This is a genomic window from Candidatus Hepatoplasma crinochetorum Av (assembly GCF_000582535.1).
GTDB classification, from domain to species: Bacteria; Bacillota_I; Bacilli_A; order Mycoplasmatales; family Hepatoplasmataceae; genus Hepatoplasma; species Hepatoplasma crinochetorum.
On sequence record NZ_CP006932.1, the window covers coordinates 600,756 to 621,002 of the forward strand.

A 20,247-nucleotide genomic window follows, 5' to 3' on the forward strand; every position below is an offset into this window, starting at 1 on the left:
TGGTGCCGTTGATAGGAATCGAACCTACGACCCACTGATTACAAGTCAGTTGCTCTGCCTGCTGAGCTACAACGGCTGATGATCTTTGGTGGGGCATATAGGACTTGAACCTATGACCTCCTGCTTGTAAGGCAGATGCTCTCCCAACTGAGCTAATACCCCGAAAAAATGGTGACCCATACGGGATTTGAACCCGTGCATGCTAGGATGAAAACCTAGTGTGTTAACCGCTTCACCAATGGGCCTAATGGCGCTCCGGAGAGGATTCGAACCTCCGACCAACTGGTTAACAGCCAGCTGCTCTACCACTGAGCTACCAGAGCAATTTAATTGATAAACATACAAATATTATTATATCTTAAATTAATCTTTTTAAGATAAAAAATCAAAAATTTTTATTAAAACAAAATCTTAATTTAATCTCTTTTTAAGAATATAATAAATCCCTCTAAATGATTAATATTATTAATCATAATAGAAACAATAACAAAAGATTTTTAAGTAAAAGAATTCGATTATTTTAAGGTTCTTTAAAAATTAAATTTTTATTATGAAATTTAATAAATATATGTAATCTTTTCTTATTTATTATAATTATACATATGAAAAAAAAAGAAGTTATTATTATCGGAGTTGGAAGGTTTGCTGAGGCATTGATAAATGAGTTATCAAAATTTCAACACTTTACATTAATTGCAATTGATAATGATATTAAAAAACTTGCAGAAATATCAACATTTGTAGATAAAACATTTGTTGGTGATTCTTCAAATGAACAATTTTTAAAAGAAGTGGGAATTAAAAATGCTGATATTTTTGTTGTAAGTATTGGAAATGATATTCAAAGTAATTTACTGACTTCATCAATTTTAAAAGACAATTTTAGCGGAACTGTAATTGCAAAAGCAGTAAGTAAAAGACATGTTGAGATTCTTAAAAAAATTGGTGTTGATGTTGTTATAATGCCTGATACAATAGCAGCAAAAAGAACAGCAATTGGTATTTTAAATCCTGTTCTTAATGCTGAATTATTTCAAAGAAATTCAGAATTAACAGAGCTTGATGGCGGAGTTTCAATTTTAACAATTGAAGCATTACCAGTATGAGAAGATAAAATGATCAAAGATCTTAAAATACCAAGAAATATTTCAATATTTTTAATTTATCGTAATAAAAAAGTTGTAATTGTAAATGGATTAACAAAAATTGCAAAAGGTGATCGAATTGCAGTTGTCGGAAGAAATGAAGATTTAAGTAAAATCGTTCAAAAATAAAATTTTAATCATCAAAACGAATTGAATTATCTCAATTATTTCAATTCTTTGTCTCTTGTAATTTTAAAAATTTATTAAAAGAATGAATTATGATTTTTTTGCTTGTATTATAATGAAAATAAGGAATATATGGATTTGTATCATTTACTTTTGAAAAGCCTTTTAAAGGAATATTTTTTTCTCTTTTGGTATTAGGATATTCAATATAAAGCTCTTTAAGTAAACCTTCAATATATATTTTTGCTCTCTTATTTTTTGTAATATTTAAAATTCAAATTTCATCAGAAATTTTATTTTTTTTGTAGTTTTTTTCTTTGATAATATTTTGATTATTTAAAATAGCAAAATTTGCTCATTTAATACACTTTATTTCTTCTTTTCAAAAAGGGGAAATAAAATTAACAATTACATCAATATCTTTTCTTTTGAATTCTATTTTATTTAAAATTGTAAATCGCGTATTCTTTTCTTTTAAAAAATATTTAAAATTATTAATAAATCTTTCAACATTTTTTTGATCTTTTTTCGCATAATTTAAGTAAACATTAAATAATTTTTTCTCGTCTTTTGTTATTTTTTGTTTCATTTTTAACCTAAGTAAATTAATTATTTTTGATAAATTTATTATACAACTAATGAATAATTACTTTTAAATCTTAAATTTTTTTTGTTTTAATTTTTTAATTGTGTAATCATAAAGTTCATTATTTGCTGTTTCATTTGCAATTTCACAAAAGGAAATAATATGTTCGGGATATTTTTTAAGAAATATTTTGATTTCAATATTTTTTCTACTTGACACTTTTTTCATTTACAATTATTTACTTTCAAAATATACATTATAAGAAAATATTAATTTTTATCAAAAATTTTAATTTTAACCTAAACGGATTTTTGTTTCAAGATATTTTGAATTATAAACTCGATAATAATGATGTTTTTTTGAAAAAATATAATCACTACGATTTGATTTGAATAAATTAAGAATATTATAAATTCCAAATTGACCAATAAACATTACAATAATTAAAACGATTGAAGCAAATATATCAATTAATTGAAGATTATTTGTTGCAAGTCCAGTTGTTCCATAAGCACTTGCAGAAATAAATAATGAATCTATATATGTAACATCTTCATTATCAATAACATTTTCTGGAATATAAATTAAAAAGGAAGATACAAAAACAATTAAAGCAGAAAAGATAAAAATTCTAAAAGCATCGCGGACATTTTCATTTGCAATTCTACGATTAAAACATGTTACTTCTTTTTTTCTTTTAATTTTAGCAATTAAAGCAACTATTAAAACAAAAAGGGTCGTAGTCCGAATTCCTCCCGCCGTTGATCCTGGACCAGAACCAATAAACATCATTAAAATAAAAATAACTTTTGTTGCTTCTGAAAGATCATAAATATTAATAGTTGAAAATCCGGCGTTTCTTGTTGAAAATGTATTAAAAATTAAAGCAAATGATTTTGCTGAAGGATCTCCATAAAAATCACTTCGATAAAATGAATTTTGATCACTTATTAAAACATCAAATCCTTCTGCAATAAATACTAAAAAAAGACCAATAAAAGCAACACTAAAATAAGAAAGTGCTGCAATTTTTGTAAAAATCGAAAATCTAAATTTTTGTCCTTTTGCTTTATTTTTTAAATAATTATAGCAATCATAAATTACTGCAAAACCCACTCCTCCGAAAACAAATAAAAAAATTGTAAGAAATTGAATAAAGTAATTTTGATAATAAACTGCAAGTGAATAATCACCCGTAAAAATATCAAATCCCGCATTATTTATACTTGAACCAGCATGAAATATTCCTGTTCAAAAAGATTGTAAAAAATCCCCTTGTAAACCAAGATTAATCGAAGCAGGAGTATTAGAATCTTCTGTTCAATTTGCTGGATATTTTGGATCAACTGAATAAAAAAGTCCAGCAAAAATTAAACCAAAAATTATTGTAAAAGAGACTGTAGATATAAAAGCTACTTTTGCAACTTCTAGGGCATGTCTATTTGTCTCTCCCCCAATTTCATTCATTATTTCATTTTGATCTTTTATTGTAATTTTTTTTTCAAAGATATATTCAACAAGAATAACTTTAATTGTAAATCAACCAACTCCACCAATTAAAATTAAAATTAAAATTATTAATTGGCCAAAAAAATTATATGTATCACTTACTGATACAGTACTTAATCCAGTATCCGAAAAAGCAGAAGAAGAAATAAATAAAGAATTTATAAAACTAACATGTTCAATATCATCTTTTTGAAAAATTGGAATATAAAGTAAAATTCCTCCCAAAATTGAAAAGAAAAGATATCATCCAAGAACCGTAAGGATAGCATGATTTTTATGAAGAAATCTTTTAAAAAATCCTCCCTCTTCTCATTTTTTATTCCTTACAATATTTTGCTTGGGAATTAAAATCTCATTATGATTGGCCTTATCTTTTTTTCCAAAAAATGATTTCATATTATTTGATATCAGATAATTTATCTACATAAATTATCTCTGTAATTGAATTTTTTTTAATCTTATCTACTTTTGTTTTCGAAGCATTCTTACCTACAAATAAATATTTAAGATTCTTGGTAGGACTTGATTTATAATTTGCTCCCAAATCTTTTAAATAATTTTTTATTTGTTCTCTTTTTGCATCTTCTATTGTTCCAGTAACTAAAACATCTTGATTATACAAACGATTACTTTGATCAATATTTATTCCTATATATTTAAGATTAACACCTAATTTATCTAAATCATCAATTAATTTTAAATTATTTGGATTTTTAAATCATTCTACAACTGATTTTGCTTTTACTTCGCCAAAATCATTAAAATTATTTAATTCATCAAATGAAAGTTCTTTTAATTTTATAATTGATTGATATTTTCTTGCAAGATCAAGTGCTGCTTTTTCTCCAATATTTCTGATTCCTAATGCAAATATTAATTGATTCAAATTATTCTTTTTTGATTTATTAATTGAATTTAAAAGATTATTTACAGATTTTTCTTGATATCCTTTTATTGCTAAAATTTGATCTTTTTTATTTCTTAAATTATAAATATCATAAATACTTTTAATTAATCCATTTTGATAAAAAATAATAATTTGTTGTTTTGATAATCCTTCAATATCCATCCCTTTTTTACTTACAAAATGATTTAAAGATTCAATAATTCTTCCTGTACAATTTGTATTTAAACAATATTGATCAACTTCCCCTTTAAATCTTATTAATTTGCTTTTGCAAATTGGACAAATTAATACTTCTTCTCACTTTTGATATTTAAGATTATTATTTATATCTACTACAGAAATTATTTTCGGAATAATTTCTCCTGCTTTTTTTAAATAAACTTCTGTTCCAATTCTTATATCTAAACTTTTAATATAATCAGCATTATGCAATGTTGCTCGCTCAACATTTGTTCCTAAAATATTAACTTTTTTTAATTTTGCATTATATGTTATTTTTCCTGTTCTTCCTACAGTAGGAAAAATATCTAATAATTTTGTTTTTTTGATCTCTGTAGGAAATTTATAGGCAATTGCTCATTTAGGAAATTTTGTTGTATATCCAATATCATTATGATATTTATACTCATTTACTTTTATTACAATTCCATCTACTTCATAATTTAATGATTCTCTTTTACTTGCAAATTTATTAATTTCAAATATTACATCTTTAATATCTTTTAAAAGTAAATTATTTTCATTTACTGAAAATCCCATTTCCTTTACTTTATTTAATGTTTCAATTTGAGAAGAAAAATAATCATCTCTTTTCTTCGCACTTAAAGCTTGAAATATAAATAAATTTAATTCTCTTTTACTTGAAATTTCTTTATCTAAATGTCTTAATGTTCCAGAAGCAAGATTTCTTGGATTTGCAAATAATAAAAGTGGTTTTTTATCTTCTTTAATCAGTTTTTCATTTTCAAGCATTCTTTGCTTATTTAAATTATTAAATTGATCAAGAGAAATATAGACTTCTCCACGAAAATCTATTTCTTCTTTTATTTTTATTTCCCTTGGTAAATTTTTAAATAAAAAAAGATTATTAGTTACATCTTCACCAACTTTTCCATCACCTCTTGTAATTGCTTGATATATCTTTCCATTACGATAATTTAAAGAAATTGATAAACCATCAATCTTTGGTTCAATTACATAACTGTAATTATCTTCTCCTACAATTTTTTTAATTTGCTCATCAAAATGTAATAAATCACTTTCATTAAAAGCATTTTTAAGAGAAAACATTGATCTTATATTATGTTTTGCTTTTTTGAATTTACTATCTGCAAATCCTCCTACATTTTGCGTAGGTGAATCTTCAGTTTTAAATTGTGGATATTTATTTTCTAATTCAATTAATTCTTTGAGTTTTTGATCATAAAAATAATCATCAACAGAAGGATTATTATTTTGATAATACTCACTGTTTCATTTTTCAATAACTCTTTTTAAATCTAAGATTTTTTCCTCAATTTTATTTAATTTTTCGAGATCTTCCATAAACTAAATTTTTATATATGTATTAATTCTATCATTTTGTTTAAAATTATAATTTATGAGAAAATTTGCAAAAAAGAATAAACAAGCAAAAACATAGATAAGTAAAATATCATCAAACATCGGAACAGGAAGATCAAAAAATATTACTCAAATTGGAATTGAAAACATATTAAATAATATCAAAAATAATAAAGCAAAAAATAAGAAAAAATCATTAAATTTTTTATATTTATCATCTTTATTTTGATAATAAAAACTTAAGAATATAAATAAATTTAAAGTAAATAAAATAATATAAAGCGGAATTGATAAATATTTAGAATCAAAATTATTTGTTTCCTTAAATAATGGATCATTAAATAATAAAGTAAGATTATCAAAATAATTACTTGCTGAAATAGAAAGAGCAAGAATAATCCCTAAACTTAAAAGTAACGATAAAATAAATGTTGCATTTTTTTGATTTTCTTTTACTAAAATTTCAAATTTATGAATTTGTTTTTGGTTTTTTATTAATAAAACAAAAGTAAATGGAAGTAAAATAATTAATCCAAAAAAAGCAATAAAAATTAAAGCATAAAAAATATTTATTGCATAAAAATAAAAGCCGGCTTCAATAAATAATACTAGTAGAAAATAATAAATAATATTAAAAATATTTTCTTTTGTATAAATTAAATAAAAAATCAAAGCAAAAGCTATTGATATTGTAAGAACAATTGCATAGTAAGTTGTAGTATAAAAAGATAAAGTTAAGATGATAATAAAACTAAGATAACCATTGTCTTTATAATAATTATTAACATATCTTAAAAAGATAATTATAATTGCAAGAAAATTAAATAATAAATAAAATTTAATTGAAATTACATCTTGATAACCAAATACAAAAATTATAATTATTCCGAATATTAAAAATAAAAGAATTGATCTTAAATTTTTTTCATCAATTATAAGTCCTTTTATTAAGAAAAGGATTAATAAAATATAAATAGCAGGAAGAAAATATTTTACGATAAGATCTAAATCAATATTTAAATCCTTAGTAAGAATCATAATTCAATAATAATTTGTTTGAAATATTGCATAATAATCTAAATTATTATTATATGGTTTAAATAATTCTGTAACACTATTATTATTAATGATATTGTTAATTGTAAGATAATTTAAATCTTGCTCATAATTATTAAATCAACTTAAATTATTTTCCAAGATAATAAAAATATAAATAAAAAGAAATGTAAAAATGTAAATAAAAGCAAAATGAAATATTTCTTTTTTATTTATATTAAAACTTTGAAATCATCAGACTCGATAAGATATTAAAATATAAATAATTAAAACAACATCTATAATATCGGAAAAATAATTAAGATAATCAAGGTTATAATTTAAAACAATAATAATTGAATAAGAAAAAAAAGTAAGTAATTGATAAAAAAGAAAACCTATAAAAAATGCAAAATAATTATTATTTCTTTCAACCTTAAAATTATTTAAAATTATTTTCCCTAATCCATAGAAAATAAAAATTAAGAGAAAAAAAGCAAAAAATAATTTTAAGATTGAAAAATCTTCTTGAAAAATTATCCCAATTAAAAACATATAAAAATTATATACGATTGTTTTTTATTAGTTTAAATTTTAATTTATTTTATCAAGATAAAATAACTTATTTTTTAATAGTGATATAATTTATTTGTCGTAAAAGAAATAGGAAATAAATAATGGAGTATAAAAGAATAAAATTACCGTTCAAGTATGATTACTTAGAACCTTATATGGATAAACGAACAGTACAATTACATTATGAAAATCATCATGGTGGTTATGAAAGAAATCTTTTAACAAAAATCAAAGATGTTGGTTTTGAAAGAAGATATCCTACACTAGAAGATTTAATGCGTAATTATCAAAAAATTGATAATCCAGAAATAAGAATTGCCGTTCGTGAATTTGGTGGTGGTTTAATAAATCATAATTTTTTATGAACTATTTTAAAACCTAAGGTTCAATTAAAAGATGGAAATTTAAAAAACGCAATTGAAAAAGAATGAGGAAGTTTTGATAAATTTAAAGATGAATTTACAAGAGAAGTAAAAAATCTTTTTGGATCAGGATGAGTTTGATTAGTAAAAAGAAAAAATGGTTCTTTAAAAATCATTAAAACTTTTAATCAAGATAATCCTTGATTTTTAAAATTTACACCAATCATGGCGATTGATCTTTGAGAACATTCTTATTATTTAAAATATAATAGTGATCGAATGGGATATCTTGATAATTATTGAAATACAATAAATTGAGATCAAGCAGAAGAATATTACAATTCTTAAGATTAATAAAAAAAGCACAATTATGTGCTTTTTTATTTTATCTAAATAGTGAAAATATTTATTTATTTTAAAATATATAATTTTTTTATGGAAAGAGATAAAATGAAAATATATATGTACATTGATGAATCTGGAGTTTTACATAAAAATGACTATTATAATATTTTTTTATTCGGAGGAATATGTTTTATAAATGAAAATTTAAGAAATAAATGTAAATGGGAATATGGAAAAAGAGAATTAGAAATAAAAAATAAATATCCAAATAATAAAGAATTAAAAGGAAATACTTTAAAAAATAAACATAAAAAATATCTTTATAGTATATTAAATGGAGAGAAAACTTTTATTGGAAAAGTTAATATAAATAAATTAAAAGAAATTGATTGACAAAGAAAAAAATCAATTCAAAAATATAAAGATTGATTTTTAATGATGTTAATTAAAGAACAAGTAAATAATTTAATTATAAAAAAAGAAATAAATGTAAATGAAAAAAATATTTTTCACATTTTTGTTGATAATCAAAATATTTCAATAGATGAAAAAAATAATTTAACAAAAAAAATTAATCAAGAATTTTTTAAAGGAAAATATAATAATAAAAAAGAATTTATCAAACCAATTTTTAATCAATTCGGAAAAATAAAAGTAAAATATGTTAATTCTGAAACTAATGAATTAATAAGAGCTGCTGATATATTATGTAATAATAAATTTAATAAAATCAAGGAAGAAAAATCGATTGAAGGAAAACACGTAATTTTTTCTCACCCCTAATTAAAATAAAATTAATTTTTAAATGGACATTTATATTATATTTTTATTTAATTGTGTTAGAATTAATTTACAGTTAAGTTTATTAAAAACTGTTTGATATTTAAGTAATGAATTTTTTGGTTTAACCGTAATCTAAGTACGGCATCTTAAATAGGAAAATTACCTTGATTGGTAATTTTTTTTATTTAAAATTTAAAATCAGAAAAGTATTTATGTAATGCTTTATATTCTTTTTTTGCTTTTTTAGGATCTTTTTGATATATATTAAAATAAATTCTTAAAATTGGTTCTGTTCCCGAAGGTCTCAAACATATAAAACTATAATCATTAAAATATAAAAAAACAATATTTTGTTTTGGATATTTTTCATTTTCGATACGCATATCTATTATTTTTGTAATTTTTATATTTAAAATCTTATGATTTTTTTTATTTGTGAAAATATCTAAAAAACGATTTAAATCAAAATTATCTTTTAATTTATGTGTGGTTTGCTTCATTACAAAATATCCATGTTTTTTTTGTAATGAATCTAATATTTCAATTAAATCAGTTCCTTTTTCTTGATAGTATTTTACCATCTCTAAAATTAAAATTAAATTTTGAAAAGAATCTTTATCTTTAGTCATCATATTAATTGTCGCCCCATTAGATTCTTCTCATACATATAAACATTTATTTTGATTATTTTCTTTTTCTTTTACAATTTTGAATAATTCTTTAAAACCAGTAAGTGATTTATAAACTTTGACATTTTTTTCTTGTAACAAAAAATCAGCAAAATTAGAAGTAACTATTGATCTTACTACAAAATAATTGTATTTTTTAAGATTTTCTCTTTCAAGTAAATAATTAATTGATAAAATAGAAATTTCATTTCCTGAAAATATTTTTCATTTTTTTGCTTTTTTTAAAGCCACACCAAATCGATCACCATCAGGATCTACCGCAAAAATTAAATCAACATTATTTTTTTCACTTTCTTTTATCGCTAATTTAAAAGATTTTTCAGCTTGTGGATTTGGAACTTTTGAATTTGTAAAATTAGGATCAAAACTTTCTTGTTCTTTTACTAAATAATAATCAACACCCATTTTCTTTAAAACCATTTCTGCAATATTTAAACTAGCTCCATGATGATTTGTAAATGTTAATTTTAAATTCTTATAATTATTTAAATGCTTTTCAAAGCCAATTTCATCTAAAAGTTTTTTTATATAAAATTCATAATATTTATGATCTAAAAATAAAAGATCGTTTTCACTATCCTCTAAATTAAAATCATATTTTTCTTTTTTAAAAAAATAATTAATTTTATCAATAATATCTTGATCTATCTGCTTTCCAATTGAATCATAAAATTTAAGTCCACTATATTCAGGAGGATTATGAGAAGCAGTAAAATTAATTCCTCCAATAAAATTATAATTTGCAATTAAAAAAGATAAAAAAGGTGTTGTTTCCAATTGATTATTATAAGGAAGATAAGCTTTTACTCCAAGTTTTTTAGCAACATTAAAAGCAATTGTAGAAAAATAAAGATTATCTTTACGATTATCCTTAAAGATTAAAATCTTTGATTCTTTTACATTCTTTTCACCATAAATTGCAAAAAGAGCTAATAAATAACTTTTTACATATTTTGCAACAACATATTTATTAATAAAAGAAGGACCTAATCCTCTTTTTGCTCTTATTCCTGCTGTTCCAAAATTTAATTTATGATTAAAAGCTTCGTTTATTTTTTTTTCTGATAAATTTTTTAAAATTAGTTTTTCTTTTATATTTAAATTTTCTAATCATTCAGAATATTCTTTATTCATAATTATTTCCTATTAAAATAAATATATTTTATTTCTTAAATTATATGAAATATAGATAGATTAAATCATTTTTTTTATTTTTTGATAATTAATCATTTTTTGTTGATAATTCAAATTTTTTCTTTTATAAATTATAAAATATCTCTTAGAATCATCTAATAATTTATCTTCTATAATTTTTTGTAATTTTAATCCATGCTTTTGATAAAATAAATTGTCAATTTTCTCTAATTCTTTTTCGTAATTTTTTCCTTTATAAAAAACACTTATTTTATTTTTTTTAAGAAGAAAAGTACTTATTTCTAAAAGTAATATTAATGGTGCTACAGCACGAGCTAATACTAAATCAATTTTTTCTTCCAAATAATTTAAATTTTCGATTCGTTCGTTTATAATTTCAATATTTTTTAAATCTAATTTTTTACTAATATAATTTAATCAATCTGTTTTTTTATGAGAAGAATCAACTAATATAAATTTAATATTAGGATAAATAATAGCAAGTAAAAGTCCTGGAAATCCTCCTCCAGTTCCAAAATCTAAAGCAATTTTTACTTTCTCAAATATTTTTAAATTTATAATCAAAAGAGAGTCATAAATATTTTTATCTACAAATTGTTTGTAATCTTTTATTCCTGTAAGATTAACTTTTTGATTATAAATATAAATTTCTTTTACAAAATTAAATATTTTTTTTACTGCTTCTTCATTTAAATTAAATTTTGAAAGAACATCGTATAATATTTTTTTTTCATTCATTTTTATCTATTATAAATTTTAAAATAAAATATAAATTCTTAATTTAAAATTAATTTTCTTTTTTATAATTTATTTTAAATAATTCTATTTACTATAAATAGTTCAATCTGGAATTCAAGGATATAAAAAATTCAATCCTTCTGTAGATGGAACACTATAGGAATCGGAAAAAGTATTAGAAGCCTTTTCAATAATAATATTCCCATCTTGATCTATAGGTTGTTTTTCAATTGCATAAGCTACAAAATCAAAGAAATCATAATCATTAATATTAGAATCATATTCTTTTAATAAAATAGAAAAGGCTTGATTTAAATCATTAGAAGGAACAAAATTAAGACCATCATTTTGATAATTACCAATAAAAATAGAACCATATTCAAGAGGATCTTGATCTGTATAATAATAACTTGAATTTTTACCATCTACATAAAATAAATCAGAATTTGGATCTAAAAAATATTGATCAATTTCTTGATTTGTTTTTGCCGATAAATCACTATTTATATCATCTGGATTACTTTCTTTTCAACCTCCATCTTCTTTATTGGTTGAAATTTCATCATAATATTTTTGTTCTACTTCTTGATTTGAAATTTCATAATCATTAATAAAATTATCATCTTGATTATAAGTTAAAATAAATTTATCAATGTACCATAATCCAAGTTTTGTTGCTTCCTCAATATTTTTAGTAGCAGAACCCAATACAGAATTATCTGATCCAGGAAATTGTTTTGTTGCATCAACATCAACCCCAATTACTTTATATTGATTATTTTTATTTGTATCATTTTCTTGCTCTACTAAATTAATAGTATCAACTAATTGTCCTCCATTTACAGGAAAAATTACTTTAGTATTATTATCAATTAGCCTTGTTGTAATTGTTCTTCCATCACCTACATTAAATGAACCAGAAAATCAATCCCCAGTGCTTTTTTGTGATGTTTTACTTGAGTAATTTGGTTCATTTCCATATTGATTTATTAGATGAACATAATCAGATGAATAAGAAGATGAATAAAGCAAAGCGTTTTGATTTGTTTTATTATGCTCTAAATCATATCCTAATATTTGATAATTAAATCAATTTATTGCTTGTTCATATCCAGACATAAAATCAAATACTGTAGAAAATTGTTGTCCTCCATAAGTAGATACATTATTTTGCAAATTATCATCAAGAGCAGTAATATAAACTGAAGCAGCTAAACCAGCAATAAATCCTGCTTGTTCGCTTTCAAAACGAAAAGAAACAACATTACGAGCAATTCTTCCATCATAATTTGCATCATCTACAATTAAAAATCAATCATCTTTATATTTAGGATCAAACATTACACCATTATCATCTCTTGTTGATGTTGCATAATTTGTAGATCCTAATAATGAATCTATTACATTATATCCAGCAGAAGTAATTATTTTTGTTCCATTATCATAACTATAAGTAATATTTTTTTGATATTCACTTGTATTATCAATTTCATTTGGCACAACTTCTCCTACTTCTTCGTTAAACATTTTTCCATAGTCAATTGTGGCCTCAATTATAGTTTGATTAAAACCCCGATCATTTTTAAAAGGAGAATTAGGCATAACCATTATTTTTTGAAATCCTGGTGTAATTCCAGTTTTATAATTTATAAAATAACCCGTAAAAAATAATAATAATACAAGAAAAATAACAATTAATAAACTAATTATTGATGTGAATGTTTTGCGATGACTTTCAATTCATTTTTTCATTTTGTATCTCTATTTTAACGCATATCCTTTTTAAATGGCTTTCCTGCACTTGATGGTCCATTGCTTTTTGCTTTAAATATCACAAGAACAATTAGCGGCAAAATAAATGGAATTGTATGAGCTAATTCTGAAGATATTCCTATATCTATTTCAGATACAACAGCTACTAAAACTGAGAATAATAATGAAAAAGAAGTAATTCCAATAATTGTTCATTGTCCAAGAATTAAGATTGCAAGTGATAAATATCCTGAACCATTTACAGTACCAGAAAATGAATCGAGATTAGCAACAAAAATTGCTCCTGCCATTCCTGATAAAAATCCTGCTGTCATAACGGAAAATCATCTTGTTTTTTTTACTGAAATCCCTGCTGTTTCAAGAGCATAAGGATTTTCTCCTGAGGCTTTTAATCTTAAACCATAATTTGTTTTATGAAAGAAGAAAGTAAAAAACAATAAAATAAGAACTGTAACAATAGTCATTATGATAACAAATGAATCCATATTTCCTGATCAAGAACTGGAATGACCAACATCACTAATTGTTGTTCCTCCATTTGGAATTGCAAACATCACTAAAAGTGAAAATGCTGGAGCAATCATATTCAATGCTGTTCCTGTAATTACATGATCAGAAAGTAAATTTATTGTAAAAAAACAAAGTAAAGTAGCATAAAGCATAGAAAATAAACCAGCAAAAATTAAAGCTAAATAAGAGCTAAATCAATCTAAGCTTTCTTCAAAACCATTTATTTGAAAAAATAAGGTAAAAATAAGTCCACCCATAATCATTTTTCCATCTAATGCAATATTTACAATTCCTGATTTTTCTGATAATAAACCAGCAAGTGATCCTAATGAATAAATTGAAAAAAATGCTAATAATTCTGTAAAAAATAAAGCTCCTGAACTATTCACTATTGCCTCCTTTATCTACTTTTTCTTCATGTTTATTTTTCTTTCTATTTTTCATTTTTAAATATTGTTGTTTATAAACAGTATTTGCCTTTTTGCCTTTTTCTAAAGCAATTATTTTGTATTCTTTTTGTTTTTTTTGATCTTTATATTGATTTTCAGTTTCAATTGTTTTATCTTTTTTCATATCCTTGGTATTAGTTTTTTGTTCTAATTTTACCTCTTGTTTTTTATTAATTCAATTAACAATTTTTGTTTGAGGAGAATAAATTAAAAAGTAATTTGCTCCAGAAATAAATAGAACAATTATTCCCATAATAAAGTCAACAATATTTTCATCACTATAAACATTAAGATAAACTTTTGCATTTTCAAAAAGCGAAATAAATAAAGAACCAAATACTGCTCCAATTGGATTATTAAAACCAATTAAAGCAATTGTAATTCCATTAAATGGTTCTAAAGGAAGATCATTTCCAACCACAGGAAGACTTTGATTTGTACCAAGATAAAAAGTTGCCCCTGCAAGTCCTGAAAGTGCTCCTGAAAGAGCCATTGCTTTATATATTTCACTTTTATAATTTATTCCTGAATATAAACTAATATCTTCTGAACTTGCAATAATTCCTTGCTTTATTCCAAAAGAAGTTTTTGAATATAAAAACCAAATTAATGGAACAATAATAACTAATAAAATAATCCCAATATTTATTGTAGAACCAGGAAATAAATTTGTAAGTCAATCAAATCTTAAAGAATTGGAAGGATCAATATTCATTGGAACCGATCCTCCATTAAATAAATAAGGAGCATTAATAGGATTTCGAAAATAACGATAAATTCAAAAGACAATTCAATTTAACATTATTGAAGAGACAACTATATTAATATTGTATCGATTCTTTAAAAAGGCAATTAATAAAGCAATAAATATCCCAGTAGCAACAGGAATTAATATCGAAAACATTACACCTATTCTTCCAGGCCAAAGAACAAGGGCAGCAAAAAGATAACCAAATAATCCCCCTGCAACCATTTGTGCAAAAATTCCAATATTAAAAATCTTAGCACGAAAAGAAACCAAAGCTCCTAAACCTATAAAAGTCATTCAAGTAAAAACAGAAAGGAAATTTCCAAATTCTTTCAGACTTGAAAAATTTCCTTCTCATGTTGCTGTAAATAAAGTAAGAGGATTATAACCAAATATTGCAATAATAACCATTCCAATATAAAGTCCGATGAAAATGATAATTAATGAAATAATTAATTTTTGATTTATATGAAATTTTCTTTTTTCTTTTTTATTTACTTGTTTTTTTGTTGTCATCTAAATTACCTTTATAACTAAACCTCACCAACAAACATTTTTGATATTTTATTTAAATCATAATTTCTTGGATCTATTATATTTACAATTTTTCCTTTATATAAAATTGCGATTCGATCACAAACAGAAATAAGTTCACTTATTTCTAAAGAATAAAGAAGTGTTGCTTTTTTGGGGGAATTATTAATAATTTCTGTATAAATATGTTTAATTGATTTTATATCTAATCCTCTTGTTGGATGTCCAGCAAGAAGCAATTTATGTTCTTTTAATATTTCTCTTGCAATTACAAATTTTTGCTGATTACCTCCTGATAAATTTCTAATTTCGATATTTAAATTATTTGCTCCATCAACATTCATTTTTTTAATTAATTTATCAGTTCAATCATAAATAGCTTTATTATTAATAATTAAATTTTTCCCTTTTGGATTTTTATAATTATCTTGATTCTTTTTTCCTTCAAAATAAAATTTAGCAAATTTTTGATCATTAAAATTAGTAATAATAGAATTGAAAGCTAGACTACGATCAGCAATAATTCCATGTTTAAAACGATCAATTGGGATATGACTAATAAATTGATTTCTTGTTTTAATTTTAAAATCTTTGATATTTTGATTTTGAAAAGATATTATTGAATCTTTTGTTGGTTTTTTTATTCCTGCAATACAATTAAAAATTTCTTCTTGTCCATTTCCTTCAATTCCTGCAAGACCGAAAATTTCACCTTCTTTGATATCAAAAGAAATATTATCTACGGCCTTAAATCCTTTTTTTGTAATATAAGTTAAATTTTTAACTTCTAATAATTTTTTTTCGATCGGAGAATTTTTCTTAAATTCTAAAATTACTTTTGTTCCTACCATCATTTTTGCAATTTCTTCAATTGTAATTTTTTTTGTATTTTTTTCTAAAGCAATTAAATTACCTTTTTTAAGAATAGCAATATTATCAGCAATTGTTTTAACTTCTTGTAATTTATGAGATATAAATAAAATTGTTTTATTAGCTTCTTTTAATTTTTTGATCAAACTTAAAAGAGAATTTATTTCATCAATTGATAATGTTGCTGTTGCTTCATCAAAAATAATTACTTCTTTTTCTACTCAAAGAGTTTTTAAAATTTCTACTTTTTGACGATCACCAACACTTAATTTTGATACTAATTGATCAGGATTTAAATTAATTCCGTATCTTTGTGTAATTGCTTCAAATCTTTGATAATATTTTTTATAATTTAAAATTCCATATTTTGAAGAATTTCTTGTTTTCAAGTCAATTTTTAAAAAATCTAATTCTTTTCTTAATTCTTCTATTTGTAAAACTGATTTTGTTTTTAATTTTAAAACTTCTTTTTCAAGATTTAAAATTTCCAAATTTAAACTTTCTCTTGATTTTTCTTCTTGTTTTAAATTTTGTTTTATTTTATTAATTTTTTGTTCTTTTTTTGTTTTACTAATCTTGTATTTTAATTTATTACTATTTTCAATATTTTTAATTTTTTGTTCTATTTTACTAATATTTAATTTATTTCGATATCTTAAAAAACGCTTATTACGTAAAATTATTTTTAAATTATAATATTCTTCAAATTGTTCTTTTTTGCTTTTATTTTTATAAAAAAAAGAATTATATTTTTCTTCTAATTGCGAAATTCTTTCTTCATGAATTTCCTTTTCATCTAAAGAAATAGATAATTCTTCTTGTCCTAAAATAATATTTTCAAGTACAGTAAATTTTTCAACAAGATGGAAATGTTGATGAACCATTCCGATTCGATGCTTTTTAGCCGCACCTGATTGATACATATCACAAACTTTGCCATCAATTTTAATTTCACCAGTATCTTGTTTATATAAACCAAATAATATAGAAGTAAGCGTCGATTTACCCGAACCATTTTCACCGACAAGTGCTGTGACTTTTGATGGTTCTATTCCAAGGTTAATATTGTTGTTTGCAACAATTTTTCCATTTAAAAATTTTTTAGTGATATTTATAAATTCAAATTTATAAATAAGATTATTTTTTTCTTTATTTTGCATAAAATTTTTAAATTTTTTAACTTATTCTATTTTAAGTTATTTTTATTGTAATATAAATTTTTGAAAATCTTCAATTATTTTAAAAAATAATTATTAATTTTAAAATTAAAAAATTCAAATTAATAATCAAATTAAAATTAATTTTTTATTTAAATTTAATTAAAATTTAATTAAAGGGAATTAAATATTAAATGAAAGAGCAAATATCAATAAATGAAAATGAAAATCAATATTTAAAAGAATTTATAGGAAAAATTATTAATTTTAATAATAAGATTAATGAGAGTTTAAAATTAATAGATGATAGATTATTTTTTGATGGTTTATTAAAAAAAGAAATATTTTTAAATATGAATAAAAAAACAGAAGAAGAAATAAAAAGTTTAAAAAATTGAAATAAAAATAATTTTTTAAATAAAAAAATAAATCAATGAATCAAAGAATCAATTTTAAATGTAAACAAATATTTTGATCTTATTGAAATAAAAGTAAAAGAAATATTAGAAAAGATAGGTAATAAAATTACAAGTTTAAATTATCTTGATGAATCATATCCTTATCGAAAAAATTCAAAATTATGAAAATACGATCTTATTTCTACAGAAGTTTTTAATAATATAAATGAATATGATTTTTATATTAAAATTCATTCAGAAGAATTAAATTATTATTTACAAGAACTTAAATTATTGAAAAATGATTTATTAAATTGAATTAAAGAAGTAAAAATAGAAAAAATAATAGATTCAGAAAAATTTAAAAAAAGTATAAATAATTTAATTTTTCTTATTTAAAAAATTCATAAGAATAATAATATCAGAAGGAGATATTCCAGAAATATTTTTTGCTTGATGAATTGTAGAAGGTTTAAATTCTGTTAATTTTTCTTTTGCTTCTTTTGATAAATTTAAAATATCTTGATAGTTAAAATCATCTTGTATTTTTAAATTTTGATATTTTAAATATTTTCTAACTTCAATTTCTTGTTTTTTAATATACCCTTCAAATTTTATTTCCACTTCTAAATGTTTTTTTTCTTCAATTGTTAAATCAAAAAAATCTTTAAGTTTTAAAGTTAAAATTTTATCAATATCAAAAATTGATATTTCTGGTCTTTTTAAAAGATTAATAATTGGAAAAGTATTTTCCTTAATTGAAATTTTTTTATTTTTTAGTAACTCATCTATTTCTTGTTCTTTTTTTGTTACTTTTAAATTAGTTATCTTTAAAATTAGATTATCAATTTTTGCGATTCTTTTTTTTCATAAATCATAAGTATTATTATCAATTAAAGAATTTTTATAAGCTTTCTTATAAAGTCTTCTTATTGCATTATCACTTCTTAATAACAAACGATACTCAGCACGAGAAGATAATAATCTATAAGGATCATTAATTCCTTTTGAAGTTAAATCATCTATCATAACCCCAATATATCCTTCATTACGATCTAATACAAAAGGTGATTTTTTATTAATTTTATTTGCAATATTTGCAGCAGCAACTAAACCTTGAGCAGCAGCTTCTTCATATCCACTTGTTCCATTTATTTGACCAGCAGTATATAAATTAGGAATTTTTTTTAATTCTAATGTTTGTTTTAGTTGAATAGGATTTAAAGAATCATATTCAATTGCATAAGCATGCTTTGCAATTTTTACTTTTTCAAGACCTGGTAAAGTTTTTAAAAATTTATCTTGTATATCTTTTGGAAGTGAAGAAGATAAACCAGAAAGATAAATTGTATCTAAATTTTCTGATTCTAATTCTAAAAAAACTTGATGATGATCTTTTTGATAAAATCTTTTAATTTTATCTTCAATTGAAGGACAATATCTTGGTCCAATTCCTGTAATTTCCTCAGAATATAAATAAGATTTATCAAGATTATCTCTAATAATCTTATGAGTTTTTTGATTTGTATATAAAATTCAAGCAGGAATATTTTGATAATCTTTAGTAATTAATCTTTTTTCGGAAAAATATATAGGATCATTTGATCCTGGTTCTATTTTTAATTTATCAAAATTAATACTATCTTTAAATACACGAGGAGGAGTTCCTGTTTTAAGTCTTAAAAGTTGCAAATTAAATTTTTTAAATTGTAAAGAAACACCACTTGTTGTTTTTAAATTATTTGGTCCTGATCGATAAATATCAGTTCCTTGCATTATTTTTGAATCTAAAAAAGTTCCTGTACATATAAGAATATAGTTAGCTTTAATATATTTATTTTTCTTTGTATTTACTCCATTTAATTTATTCTTTGCATCAAAAGATAAATCAATAACTTCATCTTCAATTAAATCTAAATATTTCATTTCAAGAATTTTTTCTTGCATTAATTTTGGATAATTTAATTTATCTACTTGTGCTCTTAAAGCTTGTACTGCCGGTCCCTTTGATTTATTTAAAATTTTTGTTTGTAATTGTGTTTGATCAGCAACAATAGGCATCAAACCCCCTAAAGCATAAAGTTCTTTTACAACAATACCTTTTGCTGAACCCCCAATTGAAACATTACAAAAAAGATAAGAAATATCTGATTTCTTAAAAGTAATAAGAGCTGTTTTAATTTTTTGTTTATTTAAAACATTTGCAGCTTCTACTCCAGCATGTCCTGCTCCAATAATTATTACATCATATTTTTTCATAAGATAATTTTATCATTATATAAATTTATA

Annotated in this window: 16 protein-coding genes and 4 tRNA genes; 4 read left to right on the forward strand and 16 right to left on the reverse strand. The window is 22.2% G+C overall.

Annotated features, from left to right (window positions below; all coding sequences use genetic code 4):
* The 4 genes from X271_RS02825 to X271_RS02840 form a co-directional block, all read right to left on the reverse strand.
* Positions 1-76 (reverse strand) — tRNA-Thr (locus X271_RS02825).
* Positions 77-86: 10 nt separating this feature from the next.
* A tRNA-Val gene (locus tag X271_RS02830) sits at positions 87-162 on the reverse strand.
* Between the two features lie 7 nt (positions 163-169).
* A tRNA-Glu gene (locus X271_RS02835) sits at positions 170-245 on the reverse strand.
* Between the two features lie 3 nt (positions 246-248).
* Positions 249-323: transfer RNA gene (locus tag X271_RS02840), tRNA-Asn, on the reverse strand.
* A 279-nt stretch (positions 324-602) separates the two neighbouring features.
* Here X271_RS02840 and X271_RS02845 point away from each other — a divergent pair.
* Positions 603-1,274, forward strand: a complete 672-nt coding sequence (locus X271_RS02845) for a potassium channel family protein (RefSeq protein ID WP_025208951.1) — start codon at positions 603-605, stop codon at positions 1,272-1,274.
* A gap of 4 nt (positions 1,275-1,278) precedes the next feature.
* Here the strand turns inward: X271_RS02845 and X271_RS02850 are convergent, their stop codons facing one another.
* From X271_RS02850 to X271_RS02865, 5 genes are all read right to left on the reverse strand, one after another.
* The gene (locus X271_RS02850) at positions 1,279-1,860 is read right to left on the reverse strand and encodes a hypothetical protein (RefSeq protein WP_025208952.1); all 582 of its coding nucleotides are present in this window, start codon (positions 1,858-1,860) and stop codon (positions 1,279-1,281) included.
* Positions 1,861-1,923: 63 nt separating this feature from the next.
* The gene (locus tag X271_RS03290) at positions 1,924-2,085 is read right to left on the reverse strand and encodes a hypothetical protein (RefSeq protein ID WP_158380606.1); all 162 of its coding nucleotides are present in this window, start codon (positions 2,083-2,085) and stop codon (positions 1,924-1,926) included.
* Positions 2,086-2,151: 66 nt separating this feature from the next.
* Entirely contained in the window at positions 2,152-3,762 is a 1,611-nt protein-coding gene (locus tag X271_RS02855; RefSeq protein WP_025208953.1) for a TrkH family potassium uptake protein, read from the reverse strand.
* 1 nt (position 3,763) lies between these two features.
* Positions 3,764-5,818, reverse strand: coding sequence for an NAD-dependent DNA ligase LigA (ligA, locus tag X271_RS02860; protein WP_128571662.1), 2,055 nt, complete (start codon positions 5,816-5,818; stop codon positions 3,764-3,766).
* A 3-nt stretch (positions 5,819-5,821) separates the two neighbouring features.
* Positions 5,822-7,426, reverse strand: coding sequence for a hypothetical protein (locus X271_RS02865; protein ID WP_025208955.1), 1,605 nt, complete (start codon positions 7,424-7,426; stop codon positions 5,822-5,824).
* 122 nt (positions 7,427-7,548) lie between these two features.
* Here X271_RS02865 and X271_RS02870 point away from each other — a divergent pair, with 122 nt between their 5' ends.
* Together X271_RS02870 and X271_RS02875 are read left to right on the forward strand one after the other, a co-directional pair.
* The gene (locus X271_RS02870) at positions 7,549-8,157 is read left to right on the forward strand and encodes a superoxide dismutase (RefSeq protein ID WP_025208956.1); all 609 of its coding nucleotides are present in this window, start codon (positions 7,549-7,551) and stop codon (positions 8,155-8,157) included.
* An 87-nt stretch (positions 8,158-8,244) separates the two neighbouring features.
* Positions 8,245-8,937 (forward strand): DUF3800 domain-containing protein, encoded by a 693-nt coding sequence (locus X271_RS02875; protein WP_128824180.1) that lies wholly within the window; start codon positions 8,245-8,247, stop codon positions 8,935-8,937.
* A 185-nt stretch (positions 8,938-9,122) separates the two neighbouring features.
* Here X271_RS02875 and X271_RS02880 read toward each other — a convergent pair whose 3' ends face one another.
* From X271_RS02880 to X271_RS02905, 6 genes are all read right to left on the reverse strand, one after another.
* On the reverse strand, positions 9,123-10,760 hold the full coding sequence (locus X271_RS02880; RefSeq protein ID WP_025208958.1) for a phosphohexomutase domain-containing protein: 1,638 nt from the start codon (positions 10,758-10,760) through the stop codon (positions 9,123-9,125).
* A 60-nt stretch (positions 10,761-10,820) separates the two neighbouring features.
* Positions 10,821-11,519, reverse strand: coding sequence for a 16S rRNA (guanine(527)-N(7))-methyltransferase RsmG (gene rsmG, locus X271_RS02885; RefSeq protein ID WP_025208959.1), 699 nt, complete (start codon positions 11,517-11,519; stop codon positions 10,821-10,823).
* A gap of 84 nt (positions 11,520-11,603) precedes the next feature.
* Complete coding sequence (locus tag X271_RS02890; protein ID WP_025208960.1) at positions 11,604-13,271, reverse strand: BMP family ABC transporter substrate-binding protein; 1,668 nt, start codon at positions 13,269-13,271, stop codon at positions 11,604-11,606.
* 14 nt (positions 13,272-13,285) lie between these two features.
* Positions 13,286-14,191, reverse strand: coding sequence for an ABC transporter permease (locus X271_RS02895; RefSeq protein ID WP_025208961.1), 906 nt, complete (start codon positions 14,189-14,191; stop codon positions 13,286-13,288).
* On the reverse strand, positions 14,184-15,515 hold the full coding sequence (locus tag X271_RS02900; protein WP_025208962.1) for an ABC transporter permease: 1,332 nt from the start codon (positions 15,513-15,515) through the stop codon (positions 14,184-14,186). Before X271_RS02900 ends, X271_RS02895 begins: the two co-directional genes overlap by 8 nt.
* Before the next feature lie 17 nt (positions 15,516-15,532).
* A complete protein-coding gene (locus X271_RS02905) occupies positions 15,533-17,563 on the reverse strand; it encodes an ATP-binding cassette domain-containing protein (RefSeq protein WP_025208963.1) in 2,031 nt (676 codons plus the stop codon).
* 191 nt (positions 17,564-17,754) lie between these two features.
* On the opposite strand from X271_RS02905, the gene X271_RS02910 reads away from it, so the two are divergent.
* Positions 17,755-18,357, forward strand: coding sequence for a hypothetical protein (locus X271_RS02910; protein WP_025208964.1), 603 nt, complete (start codon positions 17,755-17,757; stop codon positions 18,355-18,357).
* Here the strand turns inward: X271_RS02910 and mnmG are convergent.
* Positions 18,340-20,217 carry a tRNA uridine-5-carboxymethylaminomethyl(34) synthesis enzyme MnmG gene (gene mnmG, locus X271_RS02915; protein WP_038462293.1) on the reverse strand — a complete coding sequence of 626 codons (1,878 nt, stop codon included), beginning with the start codon at positions 20,215-20,217 and terminating at the stop codon, positions 18,340-18,342. The two genes, X271_RS02910 and mnmG, sit on opposite strands and share 18 nt — an antisense overlap.
* Positions 20,218-20,247: the final 30 nt, after the last annotated feature.